The sequence below is a fragment of the Methylovulum psychrotolerans genome, from assembly GCF_002923755.1.
Taxonomy (GTDB): Bacteria; Pseudomonadota; Gammaproteobacteria; order Methylococcales; family Methylomonadaceae; genus Methylovulum; species Methylovulum psychrotolerans.
On sequence record NZ_PGFZ01000001.1, the window covers coordinates 238,843 to 253,176 of the forward strand.

At 52.7% G+C, this 14,334-nt stretch carries 18 protein-coding genes; 15 read left to right on the forward strand and 3 right to left on the reverse strand.

The window, feature by feature from the left end; genetic code table 11:
* Window positions 1-291 precede the first annotated feature (291 nt).
* The 13 genes from AADEFJLK_RS23795 to AADEFJLK_RS01190 all read left to right on the forward strand — a co-directional run bounded on the left by AADEFJLK_RS23795 (window position 292) and on the right by AADEFJLK_RS01190 (window position 9,799).
* Window positions 292-549 (forward strand): hypothetical protein, encoded by a 258-nt coding sequence (locus tag AADEFJLK_RS23795; protein ID WP_146054482.1) that lies wholly within the window; start codon window positions 292-294, stop codon window positions 547-549.
* Between the two features lie 76 nt (window positions 550-625).
* The gene (locus AADEFJLK_RS01130; RefSeq protein ID WP_103973014.1) at window positions 626-814 is read left to right on the forward strand and encodes a hypothetical protein; all 189 of its coding nucleotides are present in this window, start codon (window positions 626-628) and stop codon (window positions 812-814) included.
* A gap of 103 nt (window positions 815-917) precedes the next feature.
* Window positions 918-1,148, forward strand: a complete 231-nt coding sequence (locus AADEFJLK_RS01135) for a hypothetical protein (RefSeq protein WP_103973015.1) — start codon at window positions 918-920, stop codon at window positions 1,146-1,148.
* Window positions 1,145-2,071, forward strand: coding sequence for a histone deacetylase family protein (locus tag AADEFJLK_RS01140; protein WP_103973016.1), 927 nt, complete (start codon window positions 1,145-1,147; stop codon window positions 2,069-2,071). Before AADEFJLK_RS01135 ends, AADEFJLK_RS01140 begins: the two co-directional genes overlap by 4 nt.
* A gap of 82 nt (window positions 2,072-2,153) precedes the next feature.
* Window positions 2,154-2,432, forward strand: coding sequence for a DUF5710 domain-containing protein (locus AADEFJLK_RS01145; protein ID WP_088618138.1), 279 nt, complete (start codon window positions 2,154-2,156; stop codon window positions 2,430-2,432).
* 4 nt (window positions 2,433-2,436) lie between these two features.
* Entirely contained in the window at window positions 2,437-2,943 is a 507-nt protein-coding gene (locus AADEFJLK_RS01150) for a M48 metallopeptidase family protein (protein WP_103973017.1), read from the forward strand.
* A 406-nt stretch (window positions 2,944-3,349) separates the two neighbouring features.
* Window positions 3,350-3,580, forward strand: coding sequence for a hypothetical protein (locus tag AADEFJLK_RS01160; protein WP_103973019.1), 231 nt, complete (start codon window positions 3,350-3,352; stop codon window positions 3,578-3,580).
* Window positions 3,577-3,990 (forward strand): type II toxin-antitoxin system tRNA(fMet)-specific endonuclease VapC, encoded by a 414-nt coding sequence (gene vapC, locus AADEFJLK_RS01165; RefSeq protein WP_211299126.1) that lies wholly within the window; start codon window positions 3,577-3,579, stop codon window positions 3,988-3,990. The genes AADEFJLK_RS01160 and vapC (AADEFJLK_RS01165) overlap by 4 nt, the downstream gene beginning before the upstream one ends.
* Window positions 3,991-4,269: 279 nt before the next feature.
* Window positions 4,270-5,175 (forward strand): AAA family ATPase, encoded by a 906-nt coding sequence (locus AADEFJLK_RS01170; protein WP_088618144.1) that lies wholly within the window; start codon window positions 4,270-4,272, stop codon window positions 5,173-5,175.
* Window positions 5,172-6,119 (forward strand): DUF58 domain-containing protein, encoded by a 948-nt coding sequence (locus AADEFJLK_RS01175; RefSeq protein ID WP_103973020.1) that lies wholly within the window; start codon window positions 5,172-5,174, stop codon window positions 6,117-6,119. The genes AADEFJLK_RS01170 and AADEFJLK_RS01175 overlap by 4 nt, the downstream gene beginning before the upstream one ends.
* A gap of 348 nt (window positions 6,120-6,467) precedes the next feature.
* Window positions 6,468-8,441 carry a transglutaminase TgpA family protein gene (locus tag AADEFJLK_RS01180; RefSeq protein WP_103973021.1) on the forward strand — a complete coding sequence of 658 codons (1,974 nt, stop codon included), beginning with the start codon at window positions 6,468-6,470 and terminating at the stop codon, window positions 8,439-8,441.
* A 315-nt stretch (window positions 8,442-8,756) separates the two neighbouring features.
* The gene (locus tag AADEFJLK_RS01185) at window positions 8,757-9,302 is read left to right on the forward strand and encodes a hypothetical protein (protein ID WP_103973022.1); all 546 of its coding nucleotides are present in this window, start codon (window positions 8,757-8,759) and stop codon (window positions 9,300-9,302) included.
* Between the two features lie 17 nt (window positions 9,303-9,319).
* Window positions 9,320-9,799 (forward strand): CinA family protein, encoded by a 480-nt coding sequence (locus AADEFJLK_RS01190; protein ID WP_103973023.1) that lies wholly within the window; start codon window positions 9,320-9,322, stop codon window positions 9,797-9,799.
* A gap of 67 nt (window positions 9,800-9,866) precedes the next feature.
* Here the strand turns inward: AADEFJLK_RS01190 and AADEFJLK_RS01195 are convergent, their stop codons facing one another.
* Window positions 9,867-10,094, reverse strand: coding sequence for a PA3496 family putative envelope integrity protein (locus AADEFJLK_RS01195; RefSeq protein ID WP_088618149.1), 228 nt, complete (start codon window positions 10,092-10,094; stop codon window positions 9,867-9,869).
* Window positions 10,095-10,376: 282 nt separating this feature from the next.
* On the opposite strand from AADEFJLK_RS01195, the gene AADEFJLK_RS01200 reads away from it, so the two are divergent.
* Both AADEFJLK_RS01200 and vapC (AADEFJLK_RS01205) read left to right on the forward strand, forming a co-directional pair.
* A complete protein-coding gene (locus AADEFJLK_RS01200; protein ID WP_103973024.1) occupies window positions 10,377-10,568 on the forward strand; it encodes a type II toxin-antitoxin system VapB family antitoxin in 192 nt (63 codons plus the stop codon).
* 5 nt (window positions 10,569-10,573) lie between these two features.
* Entirely contained in the window at window positions 10,574-10,957 is a 384-nt protein-coding gene (gene vapC / locus AADEFJLK_RS01205; RefSeq protein WP_249027981.1) for a type II toxin-antitoxin system VapC family toxin, read from the forward strand.
* 137 nt (window positions 10,958-11,094) lie between these two features.
* Here the strand turns inward: vapC (AADEFJLK_RS01205) and AADEFJLK_RS01210 are convergent, their stop codons facing one another.
* On the reverse strand, window positions 11,095-12,993 hold the full coding sequence (locus AADEFJLK_RS01210; protein ID WP_103973026.1) for a transketolase C-terminal domain-containing protein: 1,899 nt from the start codon (window positions 12,991-12,993) through the stop codon (window positions 11,095-11,097).
* A gap of 354 nt (window positions 12,994-13,347) precedes the next feature.
* Window positions 13,348-14,088: a zinc ribbon domain-containing protein gene (locus AADEFJLK_RS01215; RefSeq protein WP_103973587.1), complete on the reverse strand. Its 741-nt coding sequence runs from the start codon at window positions 14,086-14,088 to the stop codon at window positions 13,348-13,350.
* Window positions 14,089-14,334 lie beyond the last annotated feature (246 nt).

Here is a 14,334-nt window from a genome sequence, read left to right on the forward strand (position 1 = left end):
AGGTGGTTTTGATAAGCTTTATAAAGTAATAAAAACTCCGATATTCGGATGTCCGTTAAGTCTTGATGTTGACTTTGACTTCCATCTAAGAGATGAATTTACCCCTGAAAATGAACGGAAATCTGTGCCTCTATGTATTACATGGCAAGATCGGTTAGAGCAGTGGTGGCCGTAATAAGTCAGTCAAAATGGAGGAGCCGTATATCATTGGGATTTTTAAATACCCTATTTTTTGTTTAAGTTTTTGGTTGCCAGAACCTTCCCCTCTTACGAATAACGCTAGGACATATAATGCAAGCTGAAGTTGAATTTGATGGTAAGTCAATCGAATGTAAATTAACGTATCCATACTCTGAGCGACCTATTGCTATATCTGGGCCATTAGGTTCGCAAGTTTGGCAATCAACGGATTATTCTAAGTCAAACTGTAAAATGATTTTGGATTTATGTGAGAGTTTGCCTAATGAATTTGTAATTAAGATTCAAAATAAAGCCCATAAAGCCACTCTCAATAGGCAGCGTGGCTCTGATGTTTGGTGTACTATTTGATTCTGTTAGTACATAGCCGCAGTTAATGATAAAGCACTAAGTTGTATTTAATATTGCAAATTGTTATAAATATAAAATGAACCCCCATATTGGCTCTGACTTTGATGATTTTCTTGCAGAAGAAGGTTTTCACCAAGAGGTGGAAGCGGCGGCGATGAACAAAGTCATTGCCTGCCTGATTGCGCAAACCATGGCGGACACGCTCACTGAGGCCGAAATGGCGCGGTGTATCAATACCAGCCGCGCCCAGTTGGATAGCTTGTAAGCCACTGTGTTTAGGCGGCGGGTAATGCAGTGCAGGCGTGAAATGGTTGGCTTCCTTGTGGTGTTAGGGGTTTAATATGCCTTTATGCCAGGAGGAGCAGCTTATGATTAATGCACAACCAATTTATTATAAAGCCCATGTGCTGGATGCTGTGCGTTTGCAAGGGCTAGGGGATTTTTTGGAGGTATTGCTCAGTCACTCCCCCGTGTCTTTTAAGTTAGAAGCTGTGGTTCCGGCAACCCAATGGGAAGCCGCCGCGCTTGCTGTTTATCAAGGCAAACCCTTAACCGAGGCAGATATGCAACTCGCGCTTGAATGGGAGTCCATAGTATGAAAACGCTCTATTACACCCACCCCGACTTCCTGCAACACCTGACAGGCGTAGGCCATCCCGAATGCCCGATGCGCTTGTGGGGGATTAACCGCGTGTTGCAGGAGCCGGAATTTGCCGGGCTGGTTCGGGTGGAGCCGCCGATGGGTACGGAGCAGCAGGTGCATCTGGTGCATCCGCCGGAACACATCGCGCATTTGCGGGTCGAGTTGCCCGCCGAAGGCCAGCAGCCTTTAGATAATGACACGATATTGTCGCCTGGGTCGTTGACGGCGGCGTTCCGGGCGGTGGGGGCGGTGTGTGATGCGGTTGACCAAGTGCTGACCGGGGCGGCGGATAATGCTTTTTGCGCGGTGCGCCCGCCGGGGCATCATGCCGAGCCTGAGCAGGCGATGGGCTTTTGTCTGTTTAATAACGTCGCCATCGCCGCCGAATATGCCCGCCAGCATTATCAGTTAGAGCGTATTGCCATTGTCGATTTTGATGTCCATCACGGTAATGGCACGCAAGCGTGTTTTGCCCGCCAGCCGCAGGTGTTGTATATCTCCAGCCATGAAATGCCGCAGTATCCCGGCACGGGCTACGCGACGGAAACGGGGGTGGGCAATATCATTAATATTCCGTTCCGCGCGGGTGAGGCGGGGGCGGCGTTGCGGGATAAATATCAAGCGTTGGTGTTTCCGGCGTTGGAGGCGTTTCAGCCCCAGTTACTGTTGCTGTCGGCGGGCTTTGATGCCCATGAGAATGATCCCTTGGCGGGGTTGGCTTGGGTGGAAGACGATTACCGCTGGTTGACCGAAGCCTTGGTGGAGATTGCCGCCCGCCATTGTCAGGGGCGGGTAATTTCGGTGCTGGAGGGCGGCTATAATATTAAGGACTTGGCGATGAGCGCCGCCGCGCATGTTAGGGTGTTGATGGGGGCTTAGGTTGTGGTTCTGAAACGATTGGACGGCACGGCTTGCCCTAGGCTATGATGACCGATACCTTAACTGTTGGTTTGTTTATTGAATGGCTAGCGCAAAAATTTATCTGACTGTCCCTTACGCGCAAAAAGACGCGGCGAAAGCCTTAGGGGCGCGTTGGGATGCCGCCGTGAAAAAATGGTATGTCCCTGCCGATAAGGAGTTGGTGCTGTTTGCGCAATGGCAGGTGGATGCTGGTGTTCCGGTGGCGGCTACGCCTGCTAAGGCGAAAGCGTCCGGCGGCACTACCCGCGCCAGTACGGTGACGGTTGCGGCGGCGGGGGATTTTGTCGCCTATAACGGCGACGCGCCGCCGTGGGAGTAGGGCGATGGCGGGCTTAAAATATCTGGCGGGGTATTCGCCCCAAGTCAACGAGCAGGTGCAACGGCTGATCGACAGCGGCGAGCTGGCGGGGCGGTTGCGCAAAAAATATCCGGCCAGCCACACTATCCGTACCGATAAGGCACTTTATACTTATACGGTGGAGCTAAAAAACCAGTTCCTTAGGCAATCCAACCCGCTCAGTAAGGTGGTGTATGACGATAAGCTGGACGTGCTGCATCAGGCCTTGGGTTTGCATACGTTTATCTCGCGGGTGCAGGGCGGTAATCTTAAGGCCAAGCATGAGATCCGCGTCGGGGCGGTGTTTAAAACCGCGCCGCTGGAGTTTTTGCGCATGATTGTTGTGCATGAGCTGGCGCATTTGCGTGAGAAGGAGCATAACAAGGCGTTTTATAAGCTCTGCGAGTATATGGAGCCGGATTATCACCAACTGGAGTTTGATATGCGTTTGTATCTGACGTGTTTGGAGCTGGGGGAACGGGTTTATGGTTGAGATATTCGCATTACTGGTTTGGCTTCTTGCGTTGCGCCATTGGTTTTTTTCATGTTTAAACAAGCCGACAGCCGATTGGTCTTATGAAGAAACCCAAGCCTATTTTAACAGTGGCAAGGGTTATCTTAATAACCTTTCCGAGAGGAATAAAAAAGCCCTAATGGTGAAAAGGGAAAACGCGCCTTTGGGGTTGTAAGTCCTCAAAATAGTAAAAGCCCACTTTAAGTGGGCTTTTTTGTGTCTGCGCCTTGGCGGCGGCTAAGGGGCTACCCCATCGGACAGGCGGTTTTCTTCTCCCGCTTACCAGCAATTGATCAATCAGGCCGGGATCAGCTTTTGTAAGTATTTGCAGCAGAACCCTTAAGCTTGCTACAATCCACATAGTACAAATATATAGGGAATATTTATGACGCAATTACATTGTTATGTCCCTGACGATATTGCCCAACAAGTGCAGTACCGGGCAAGTCAGGCAGGCCTCAGCGTCTCACGCTATCTTACCGAACTCATTAAGCGGGATGTGGCCGCTGATAAAAGCTGGCCTGAAGGTTATTTTGAACTGTTCGGGCAATGGGAAGGCGCAAGGCTGGAGCGTCCGGAGCAGTTGCCTTTAGAAGAGCGGCTAGAATTCAAATGATTTATTTACTGGATACCAATGCCTGTATTCAGCTTCTCAACGAGAAACACCCTGTTGTCTTGCAGCATTTTCGTCAACATTTACCCGCTGAAATCGCCTTATGCAGCGTGGTAAAAGCCGAATTGTTGTTTGGGGCGCAACGTAGTGGACGGATTGAAGCCAACTTACAGCGCTTAAAACTATTTTTTGAACCCTTGCAAAGCTTGGTTTTTGATGATGGCTGTGCCGAGCATTACGCACGGATTCGTGCAGACTTACACGCACAAGGTAAGCTGATTGGCGGCAATGACATGCTAATAGCCGCCATTGCGCGTGCCCATAATGCCACGCTGGTGACGCATAACACGGGTGAATTTAACCGTGTGGCGGGATTGCGTTTGGAAGATTGGGAAATTGGGCCAACACCTTAAATGCTTAGGGATGCAGTTATAGCCTCCGGCGCTAAGCAAACGACAGGCTAAATGCAGGTATCACGGCTATATCGTGCAATGGCTGAAGACCATTGCGCTCCGCTCTCTAATGCAAATGCCGCTAAAAGGCTACCTTCCGAACTTCGCCCCTAGCCATTAAATCCCTGACCCGCAACGGTTGACAGCCCCGCGTTGCGCCACTATGCTTTAACCCAGAGCTATCCTTAAAGCGGTTGTCCGCACTGTCCTGATTTTTCATCTTCTGCACATTCCCCCACTATGCACAATGCTATCGAACGCTTATTAACTTCCGCGAATGACATCATTCTCGGCAAAGACCATAAAATCCGCTTGGCGGTGTGTTGCCTGTTGGCGCGGGGGCATTTGTTGATTGAGGATATTCCGGGGGTGGGTAAGACCACGCTGGCGCATACGCTGGCGAAGTTGTTGGGTTTGCATTATCAGCGTATCCAATTCACTAGCGATTTGTTGCCTGCCGATATTTTGGGCGCGTCGGTGTTTGACAGCGCCAATAATAATTTTAAGTTCCATCCTGGGCCGGTGTTTAACCAGATGGTGTTGGCGGATGAGGTGAACCGCGCCACGCCGAAAGCCCAAAGTGCGTTGCTGGAGGCGATGGAGGAGGGGCAGGTGACGGTGGAAGGCAAGACCTATCCGTTACCCAGTCCCTTTTTTGTCATCGCCACGCAAAACCCTTCCCACCAAATCGGTACCTTCCCGTTACCCGAATCGCAGTTAGACCGTTTTTTGATGCGCATTGAATTGGGCTACCCTGACCCGGCGGCTGAGCGGGCGTTGTTGGCGGGGCAAAGCCGCCAGCAGTTGTTGGAGGCGTTGACGGTGCAGTTGCCGCCTGAGCAGTTGCAGGCTATCCAGCAAGCGGTGCTGGGCATCCATGTCTCGCCCGCGCTGTTGGATTATTGCCAAGCTTTGATCCACTATACCCGCACTTCGCCGGAATACCCGTGTGGCCTGTCGCCGCGCGGCGGTTTGGCGTTGTTACGCGCGGCGAAGGCGTGGGCGTTTATGCACCGCCGCGATGCGGTGTTGCCGGAAGATGTCCAAGCGGTGTTGGCGGCGGTGGCGGGGCATCGCTTACGCGCGGGCAGTAGCCATTCCGAGGCGATTGTCGCGTCCTTATTAGACAAGGTGGCTATCCATTGAGCCAGCCGACCCTCACCGAGCGCGTTAAGGCGCACCGTTTTTTTACCGGGGAAAAGGCTTTGGCGAACCAGCCTGTGGTTTTGAACCATCGGCGGATTTTTATTTTGCCGACCCAACGCGGTTTGAGTTTTGCGGTGCTGGTAGGTTTGTTGTTTTTGATTGCTTTTGTTTATAACAATAACTTGGCCTATCTTCTGACGTTTTTGATCGCCAGTGTGTTTTTTATCACCACGCTGCACAGCTTTAAGGCCTTGGCGGGTTTGGTGGTGCAGCCGGGCCCTGCCCAGCCGGTGTTTGCCGGCAACCCCGCCCGTTTTGATGTGTATGTGGACAATCCGACCCCAAACCCGCGCGAGCATTTGCGGCTGACCTTGGAAGATACCGTCAGTGTGAGTGTGCCGGCCTTGACCAAGACCCGGGTCGCGTTGGCTTGCGCCACCCACCAGCGCGGTTGGTATGAGGCGGGTAAGGTGACGGTCGCCAGCACTTATCCTCTGGGCTTGTTTCGGACGTGGTCGCCAATCCGCTTTACCTTGAAGGTGTTGGTGTATCCTAAGCCTGCCGACTTTAGCAGCCCGTTTCCCGAATCGTCAGCGGGGGATATTCAGCAGGGTTTTAGTAAAAAAGGCGCGGAGGATTTTTATGGGGTGCATGAATATCAAGCGGGCGACCCGGTGCGCCATATCCATTGGAAGGCTTACGCTAAGGGCTTGGGGTTGTACAGCAAGCAATACGGCGGCGGCAGTTCGGCGCAAATCTGGTTGGATTATGCCCAGACTTCGGGGCATTCCACCGAAGAGCGGCTCAGCCAATTGTGCCGCTGGGTGCTGGATGCCGAGCAGGCGGGGCTGAGTTATGGTTTTATCTTGCCTAACCTGACTTTGCAGCCGGGCAGCGGGGTAGGGCATAGCCAGCAATGTTTGGAGGCGTTGGCGTTGTTTTAGGGGGGGTATAAAATTAGTCGGCGTTTCATTGCGTCTCTGCGTGTTAAACCCCACCCCAGCCTCCCCTTGGCAGCATAAGTATCTACACAAGTTTAATTGGGGCTTCGATGGGTTTCACAGGCTTTGGCCGCTAATAAGTGTAGCGACAATAAATCTACCCGGCATACCCTTATGGCCACAGCACGGAGTGCAATGGTCTTCAGCCATTGCACTCCACGCTATGTCGCCCAATGAGTGACGGTATCTTAACAGCCTTGCACAAGCAAAAGGCGCGGTAAACCGTACGGCCTTGTCGGGCAGAACCGCTTGCCCGACCTACTCCTTTTTTAACCCCCGAATACTCTGATAATGATGCTAAATCCCGACAAAAACGTGCTGATTTTCTTGTTCGCGTCCATCGCCTTGATTGCCTTTCCGCATATTTACCATATCCCCCTCAATATTTTCGGCTATTTTTACCTGTTGCTGGGCTGGCGCGTGGCGGGGATTTGGCGGCCTGAGTGGTTGCCTAACGGCGGTTTGGTGTTTGGTTTGACGGTGATTGGCATCGGTTTGGTGTATTTGGATCATCAGGGCATTTTCGGCCGCGATTCGGGGACACGGCTGTTTATCGTCGCCTTAGGCTTAAAGCTGATGGAGATCAAAACCGAGCGGGATTTGTATCTGGTGACGTTTTTGGCTTTTGTGGTCGCGTCGTCGCAGTTTTTATATACGCAGACCCTGTTCATGGCGGCGTATATCCTGCTGGTGAGCTGTGTGCTGATCGCCACGCTAGTGTGCATCAACAGCCGCCAGCCGCAGCCGTGGCTGGCGGTGAAGACTGCCGCGACCATTATATTCCAGGCGTTGCCGATGGCGATTGTGCTGTTTATTTTGTTTCCGCGCATGGAAGCGCCGCGTTGGATGTTGCTGAATGACCGTACTCAAAGCCGCACGGGGCTGAGCGAGACCATGGAGCCGGGGTCTATCAGCGAGTTGGGGATGTCCACCGAGTTGGCGTTTCGGGTGCAGTTTAGCGGCCCGTTGCCGCCGCCTGCGCAACGTTACTGGCGCGGGCCGGTGTTGAGCAAAACCGATGGTAGACATTGGATACAGTCACCGCATCAGGGCTTTGGCGCGTATATGGATGAGCCGGGCTTTTCCGGCACGGCTTACCCCTACACTTTGTTGATGGAGCCGCAGAACAAAAATTGGGTGTTCGCGTTGGATATGCCCGCCGAGTTTGAAAAGCCTTTGGAGCGTAACGTCAATTATCAATTGATCACCGCCGCCAATCCCGATAAACGTTCGGAATATAAAATCACCTCCTATCTGCACTACAACACCGGCTATATCACGCGGGTCGAATATGCCGATGCCACCCAACTGCCCGCTGCGCCATCGCCGGAAATTACCGCATTAGTCACGCAACTGCATGGTTTTGATACGCCGCCGGAGCAGTTTGCCAAGGCGGTTCTACAGTATTTCCATAACGAAGACTTCCATTACACGCTGACCCCACCGCTGATGGAAGACAAACCGATTGAGGCGTTTTTGTTTAAAGAGCGGCGGGGCTTTTGCAGCCATTATGCCGCCGCGTTTACTTATCTGATGCGGGCCGCGCATATTCCGGCTAGGGTTGTGACGGGCTATCAGGGCGGCGAGTTGAATAAGGTCGGCAACTTTTTGGAAATCTATCAGTACGATGCCCATGCCTGGACGGAAATTTGGCTGCAAGGCAAGGGCTGGACGCGGGTCGATCCGACGGCGGCGGTCGCCCCCGAACGCATTGAGAAAAACATTAATGTCGATGCTTTGGAGCAGGGCGCGGCTATCCAGTTCGATAATGGTAGCGCGGATCAGGCACCGGGTTGGCTGAAACAGGCGCGGACGTTATGGGGTAATGTCGATTATAGCTGGCAACGCTGGGTCATTAACTATAACCGCACCAACCAGAGTAAGTTTTTGTCGGGGTTGGGGATTGGCAATCTGCAAACCATGCTGTATTGGCTGTTGGGGTTGGTCGCGCTGATTACTGTGGTGTTGTGCTTTATTTTGCTGTACCAGAAACCTAAGGCCACCGACCAAGCCTTGCGCCAGTATCGGCAGTTTTGCCGTAAGCTGGGCAAATACGGCTTGGTGCGCCAGCCTGGCGAAGGTGAGACCGCGTTTGCCGGGCGAATTACCGCCGCCTTGCCGCAATCTGCCCCCGCTGCCCAGCAGATTACCGACCTTTTTGTCGGCCTGCGTTACGGGAAGGCCGCTAAGCCTGAGGATTTGCAGCGGTTAGCGGAGCAGGTGCGAGCGTTTCGGGTGCTGGATGCGGTGGATAAGGCGGCGTGAACGGTATTGTTGACAGGTAAGGAACAGGTAAAAAATAATTCAGGCAAACGCCAAAGGTTACGGATCTTGGAGCGCGGGCATCTTGCCCGCAAGGGCGGGCAAGATGCCCGCGCTCCAAAAATGCTGCTGGCCTGCCGCTCGTCCTCTAGGCTATCGTGCAATGGCTGAAGACCATTGCGCTCCGTTCGGTGCGGCTTCTGTACTCCTGCAAGGGCGGCGGCTTCCGGTTGCCGCCCTTGTATAAAACGCTTGTCCTTCCCGCCAAACCGTCTCAAAATAGCTGGACAATAATAACGACAGCCAGTAGGTTTTTTTATGACGATTGCCACCTTTCCCCTCCGTCCTTCCCGTCGCCGTTGTCTGGCGCTTGCCCTGTGCTGTTGGGTGGCTTTGGCCTTAACGGCTTGCGAGAAAAGCCCGCCGCCTAAAGTCGGCATCCAGCAAACCGTGAAAACCTTCCCTGGCACGACAATATTGAAAGGCATGGTCAGCACTAAAAGCGGGCCGATAAAAGCCGGAGAAGTCACGTTAAGCGACGCACAACACCAGCTAATCGCCAAAGCGGCGATTACGGATGGCCATTACCAGCTAGAAGTCGCCGCCGCCACGCCGTTGCCTGTTATCCTGAGCAGCAGTGCCGGGGGCGAAGCCTTGGTGGCGGCGATTGTTGACCCGTCGGTCAGCCAATATGACCTTAACCCGCTCACCACCGCCATTGCCCATAAAGCCCAAGCTTTAGGCGGCTACACCCGCGCCAATATGGTGGTCGCGGCGGAAACCATGATTAACGCCCCCGATGCCAATAAAACCTCCACAGGCTTCCGTGGCGACCCGACCACCCAATATGGCGGTTGGCATTAGGCAGGCAGGGGAACGCTATGGATGCGGGGCAATTAGAGGCGTTGGCGGTGCGCTTGGGCGCGTATTTAACCGAGCGAGGGCAGAGTATCGCTACCGCCGAATCGTGTACGGGCGGTTGGCTGGCGCAGGTTATCACGGCCATACCCGGCAGCTCGGCATGGTTTGAGCGGGGCTTTGTCACTTACAGCAATGACGCGAAAGTGGAGATGTTAGGGGTTGATCCGCAGATTATCGGACGCTATGGGGCGGTCAGCGAAGAAACGGTAACAGCAATGGTGGCCGGGGCGTTAGCGCGTAGCCGTGCCAGTTGTGCCATTGCCGTTACTGGAGTTGCAGGCCCTGCGGGCGGAACCCCGGCGAAGCCTGTCGGTACGGTCTTTATTGCTTGGTTGGAAAAGGGGGGAGTCCCTCTTGTGGCCCGGCAGCAATTTTCCGGCGATCGGCACCAGATTCGGGCGCAATCGGTGCAAACGGCGCTGGAAGGCGCAATGCGGTAAACCTGCATCAGCAAGGCGGTAGGCCTTGCTTTAACTGTAAGGCCGCTCATGGCGGACACTTACGCGCTTAGAAACCGAATTCGGATTCGTCGAAATCGTCAAACTGCTCACGCAGTTGTTTCTTTTCCCAATAAATTTCAATTTTGCGCCGGGCATCGCGTTTGATGGTTTCTTTTTCCAAGCTGTCAGGCAAAGGGACAAAATCCGTGTCGAAAATGTCGTCATCGTCGTGGTCAGGTTCGGCGGTGCTGGGAGCACTGGCTTTGGTGACGGATTTGGGGGTGGTTTTGGTCATTTGTCTTCCTATGTCATAAAACGATTATTAAAATCTTATTATCGGGACTTGTAAATCAAAAATTATCCGTGATGCGCTGAAAGTTGGGGCAGATGGCTGTAATTGCGTCCACAGGCAGGGTAGGCCGGGCTAAGATGGTGGAAAATTGGCTGGGGTTACGGAAACTATTGACAGTAAGCGGGGTGGGGCGTTCAAAAAAAGCGTGGGCTGGGGTAAGGCTATTTTGCAGTGACCGTTAGTCAGGTGTATGATTTTTTAATTATAGGTACATGGAGCAAGGTGATGCGAACCCATATTATCATTGATGAAGTATTAATGTCTGATGTCTTACGCGCGACGGGGGCAAAATCTAAGCGGGAAGCTGTGGATTTGGCTTTAAAAACCTTGTTGATGCTTAAACAGCAGGAGGCTATTAAGGCGTTTAAGGGTAAGTTGGTATGGGAAGGGGATTTGGGGCAAATGAGGGATAGCTAGTGATTATGGTGGATTCCAGTGTTTGGGTTGACTATTTTAATGGTACAGATACCTTAGCGGTGAAAAAACTTGATACTTTATTAGGTGTGCAACCGATTTGCATAGGCGATTTGATTTTGGCGGAAGTATTGCAAGGGTTTAGGCATGACCGAGATTACCAGACAGCGAAAAGTTTGCTTGGCTCTTTGCCCATTCATTCGTTGTTGGGTGTCAATATGGCCTTAAAAAGTGCGGAAAATTTTCGCAAGCTTCGTAAACAAGGGATTACTGTCCGTAAAACGGTCGATACGATAATCGCCACTTATTGCATTGAAAATAGCTTGCCGTTATTGCATTCGGATAAAGATTTTCTGCCTTTTCAGCAGTTTTTGGGATTGCAGGTCGTTTAAGTGGTGTTGGTTAATTTATTAAAGCCCGCTATCATCCGCATTTAAAATGACTTCACTCGTGAATGAATATCCACTGTTCAAAGCCAAAAAAAAGGGTGCATTGCTGCACCCTTTTTTGTTACCGCAAGCTAGGCCGATTAACCTAACAATTCCTTAACCTTCGCCATAATCCCTACTGGGTCGATGCCTTGGTGCGGGAATTGTTCCCACAAACCGCCGCAACCTTCTTTGTGGGTGGCGATGTGTGCGAACTTAGGGGTCAGGCCGCGTTCCAGCAACCAAGAGCCGTAGCGGCTGCCCAGACCGGTTTTACGGTTGAAGGATTCGACGATCAGCACCATCGGTGATGAGCCGACTTTTTGCAGCATGTCTTCGTCGATGCTGCTTAAGGTCGGTTTATTGATCAGGCCGACATCAATGCCTTCGGCTTTCAGGCGCTCTACTGCGTCTAAGGCGCGGTATAAGCTTTCGCCGAAGGCGACGATGTAACCTTGGGTACCTTCACGGATGACTTCGTCTTTACCTGGGACGAATTTATAATCGCCGCCGAAGTATTCGTTGCCGTTTTCGTCCAAAATCAATGGCACTTTAGAACGGGTTGAGAACACGAAACGCAGGCCTGGGTTGAAGAAAATGCTGCTGACGCAAGCTTTCATTTGGTTCGGGTCGGCAGGGAAGTACAGGCCAGTGGCGTAGCCGTCATCCAGACCGTTGTCGGCGAACATGTTGTTCAGGCCGAAATGGCAAGTGTTGTCGGCCATGTCGTCGATACCGGAATGTGAGAAGTGGCTCAACACATTGGAGTTGTTCAGACGCGCCATGGTGATTTCGGACATCAGCATTTCTAAGAACGCGCTGAAGGTGCCGAAAATGCCTTGTTTGCCCGCTTCCATACCAAAACCCGCAGCGGCGGAGAAGTTACCGCGCTCCATGATACCGGAAGAGATGAAGCTTTCTGGGAAAGCGCTGTGGATTTTGTGCAAGCCGCAAGAGCCTTCTAAGTCGGAGTCGATGACGCGGACTTTTTCGATGCGTTCGGCTTCGCTCATGCCGCTCATGACCGCCACGACAGCGTCGCCGAAGACGTTACGGTTGGCATCCCATTTGTCGCTGGAGCCTAAGAATTTATATTCATTCTTTGGGGCGACAACGGCTTTCAGGAAATCGACAGCGGCTTGGTGGCCACGGGTTTCCAAATATTCCAACGCCAATTTGACGGAGATAACGTCATGGCCGTGGGTAGAGCCTTCCAGGCCAACGATGCCTGGGCACATTGGGCGGTGGTTGATGATGGCGACTGGGCCGTCAGTGTTGATGGCGGTGCAGATGTTCGCGTACAGGCTGTCGAGGTCTTCGCCGTCGCCTTCCAGTACGGTCAAACCGTGGCCTGCCAAGGTTTTTGCGGTGGTGCAACCTTTTAAATAGTTTGATGGGTGGCCAGCGATGGTGACATCGTTGTCGTCAATCAATAATTTGACGTTCAGGCCTTGGGCAACCGCCAAACGCGCCGCTTCGGCATCGTCGCCTTCTTGTTGTGAGCCGTCTGAGCCTAAGCAGAACACGGTTTTGCTAGGGTTCGCCATAGCGACACCGTTGATGTACGGCCACAGGTGGCCTAAACGGCCTGAGCTGAATTTAACGCCGGGGGTGAAGCCCAATTCTGGGTGGCCTGGCAGGTGCGAATGGGCAGCGCGGTATTGGGTCAGGTGTTCCGCTTCCATGTCGCCGTTTAAGACCGACATCAGGTATTGGGTGGCAACGCGGTGTCCGGCTTCGTCGAAGAAGGTCGGTACATAGTTTTCTGAGCCACGGAACAGCGCGTCCATAATCATGACTTCAGGCACGGTGTCGTAAGGGCCGCCCGTGTGACCGCCCACGCCTCTGGCTGCGCCAGTGGAGGTGAAGAAGACGATAGCGTCACGGCACAGTTGGATATTGGCTTTCAGAGCGGTTCTTTGCTCGTCAGTCAACGTCGGTACGCTGGCATCTAGCGTAATACGTTGGTAAGCGCCAAGATCGATAGGGAAGTTAGACATAGCTTAATTTCTCGTTAGTAAGTGGATGGGAAGGGTTAATAGCTGTATGAACCCGCCATTATCCAATAGATCAGGGGTTCTGAAAAGACGGCCCACCAGATTACTGGACATAGCGTAATTTTTGTTGCGTCCTAGTTATTTTTATGTATTAGTTGTTTTTGGTAAATAGTGCGTTGCATGAATGGATGCAATCCGTCACGGTGGCTAACAGTACACTTAGGGGCTTGGGCTTTGCAAGCGATTTATTAACAGATAAGCAGAAAATAATTTAGCTAGGGTGTTTTAGGTGATTTTTGGTGCTGATTGCCCTGTTTTGGGGCTTTTGTGCAGGTTTTTTGGGCTGGTGCGACACGCCTATAGGCCTTGCCGATGGCGGTATTGCCGCCACAGCAGCGCCGCGCCGCCGCACAGGGCGGTGAGCATAATCAGCGAGCCGATTGCATAGGCGGCTTGGGCGAGGCTATGGTCGTATTGCAGATAACCGGACTCGGTCAGCAGGTATTGCCAGTCATGGAAACCGTAGGGGGCGGAATGGCCGAAGTTGCCGCCCACTAAGGGCAGTTGTCCGGCGCGGGCATCGTTGACGTAGGGGGCGATATCGAGAAAATTCTCCCCGACCCACCACAAAGCCACACTCGCGCCGAACGGGTCGCGGGATTTTATCAGCAACACGCCCGTGCAGATGCTGGGCATCAGCAATTGCCCCAAGGTGCCGCCCAGCGAGGTGGTGAAGCGGCCAAAAGGCCGAAACACGATATGTCCGGCCTCATGGAAGGGCAGGTTGATGTTATGCAGGAAAGACTCGCCGACGGTGTTGCTGGCGATGGAGGCGTTGATAAACTGCCAACTCCACAACACCAGGCCGATGAAGAGGAGGCAGCGGGCGGCGAACTGTGCGGGGTTATAGGGGGCTTCCTGAAACAGGCGGGGCGTTTCGGTCGGGGGCGTGAGGGTGATGCGCGGGCGGACGGTTGCGGCGTCGGCGGGCGCGTCCGCTTCGGGGTGGTATTTACGGTATTTGGCGAAAATAAGGCCGCAATGCGGGCAGCTTGCTTGTGGGGCGGGTAATTGATAATGGCATTTAGGGCAATCCATCGGGGGCTCCAGGCGGGTAGCCATTATAAAACCCTATAGAAAAAATAGTAATTTTTCACTATGTATTTATGACAATATGTTTTTTTACAAAAAAATGCTATATTTAACAGCGATATTAGACATATCTTCATATTCGGTATATTGGGTGATTTTTACGCGAAGTCCGGCCCAGCACTAAGGTTTGCATCGCTATAATGGCATTGATGCTAAACGCAGGGCCATAAAAAAACGCTTTGCTAAACGCGG

Bases quoted from the DNA above. Each gene is read 5' to 3' on its own strand.
- AADEFJLK_RS23795 (WP_146054482.1), top strand. From the start codon at position 292: ATGCAAGCTGAAGTTGAATTTGATGGTAAGTCAATCGAATGTAAATTA.
- AADEFJLK_RS01145 (WP_088618138.1), top strand. From the start codon at position 2,154: ATGGCTAGCGCAAAAATTTATCTGACTGTCCCTTACGCGCAAAAAGAC.
- vapC (WP_249027981.1), top strand. From the start codon at position 10,574: ATGGTGGATTCCAGTGTTTGGGTTGACTATTTTAATGGTACAGATACC.
- AADEFJLK_RS01185 (WP_103973022.1), top strand. From the start codon at position 8,757: ATGACGATTGCCACCTTTCCCCTCCGTCCTTCCCGTCGCCGTTGTCTG.
- AADEFJLK_RS01200 (WP_103973024.1), top strand. From the start codon at position 10,377: ATGCGAACCCATATTATCATTGATGAAGTATTAATGTCTGATGTCTTA.
- AADEFJLK_RS01150 (WP_103973017.1), top strand. From the start codon at position 2,437: ATGGCGGGCTTAAAATATCTGGCGGGGTATTCGCCCCAAGTCAACGAG.
- AADEFJLK_RS01195 (WP_088618149.1), bottom strand. From the start codon at position 10,094: ATGACCAAAACCACCCCCAAATCCGTCACCAAAGCCAGTGCTCCCAGC.
- AADEFJLK_RS01170 (WP_088618144.1), top strand. From the start codon at position 4,270: ATGCACAATGCTATCGAACGCTTATTAACTTCCGCGAATGACATCATT.
- vapC (WP_211299126.1), top strand. From the start codon at position 3,577: ATGATTTATTTACTGGATACCAATGCCTGTATTCAGCTTCTCAACGAG.
- AADEFJLK_RS01210 (WP_103973026.1), bottom strand. From the start codon at position 12,993: ATGTCTAACTTCCCTATCGATCTTGGCGCTTACCAACGTATTACGCTA.
- AADEFJLK_RS01140 (WP_103973016.1), top strand. From the start codon at position 1,145: ATGAAAACGCTCTATTACACCCACCCCGACTTCCTGCAACACCTGACA.
- AADEFJLK_RS01160 (WP_103973019.1), top strand. From the start codon at position 3,350: ATGACGCAATTACATTGTTATGTCCCTGACGATATTGCCCAACAAGTG.
- AADEFJLK_RS01215 (WP_103973587.1), bottom strand. From the start codon at position 14,088: ATGGATTGCCCTAAATGCCATTATCAATTACCCGCCCCACAAGCAAGC.
- AADEFJLK_RS01180 (WP_103973021.1), top strand. From the start codon at position 6,468: ATGATGCTAAATCCCGACAAAAACGTGCTGATTTTCTTGTTCGCGTCC.
- AADEFJLK_RS01130 (WP_103973014.1), top strand. From the start codon at position 626: ATGAACCCCCATATTGGCTCTGACTTTGATGATTTTCTTGCAGAAGAA.
- AADEFJLK_RS01190 (WP_103973023.1), top strand. From the start codon at position 9,320: ATGGATGCGGGGCAATTAGAGGCGTTGGCGGTGCGCTTGGGCGCGTAT.
- AADEFJLK_RS01135 (WP_103973015.1), top strand. From the start codon at position 918: ATGATTAATGCACAACCAATTTATTATAAAGCCCATGTGCTGGATGCT.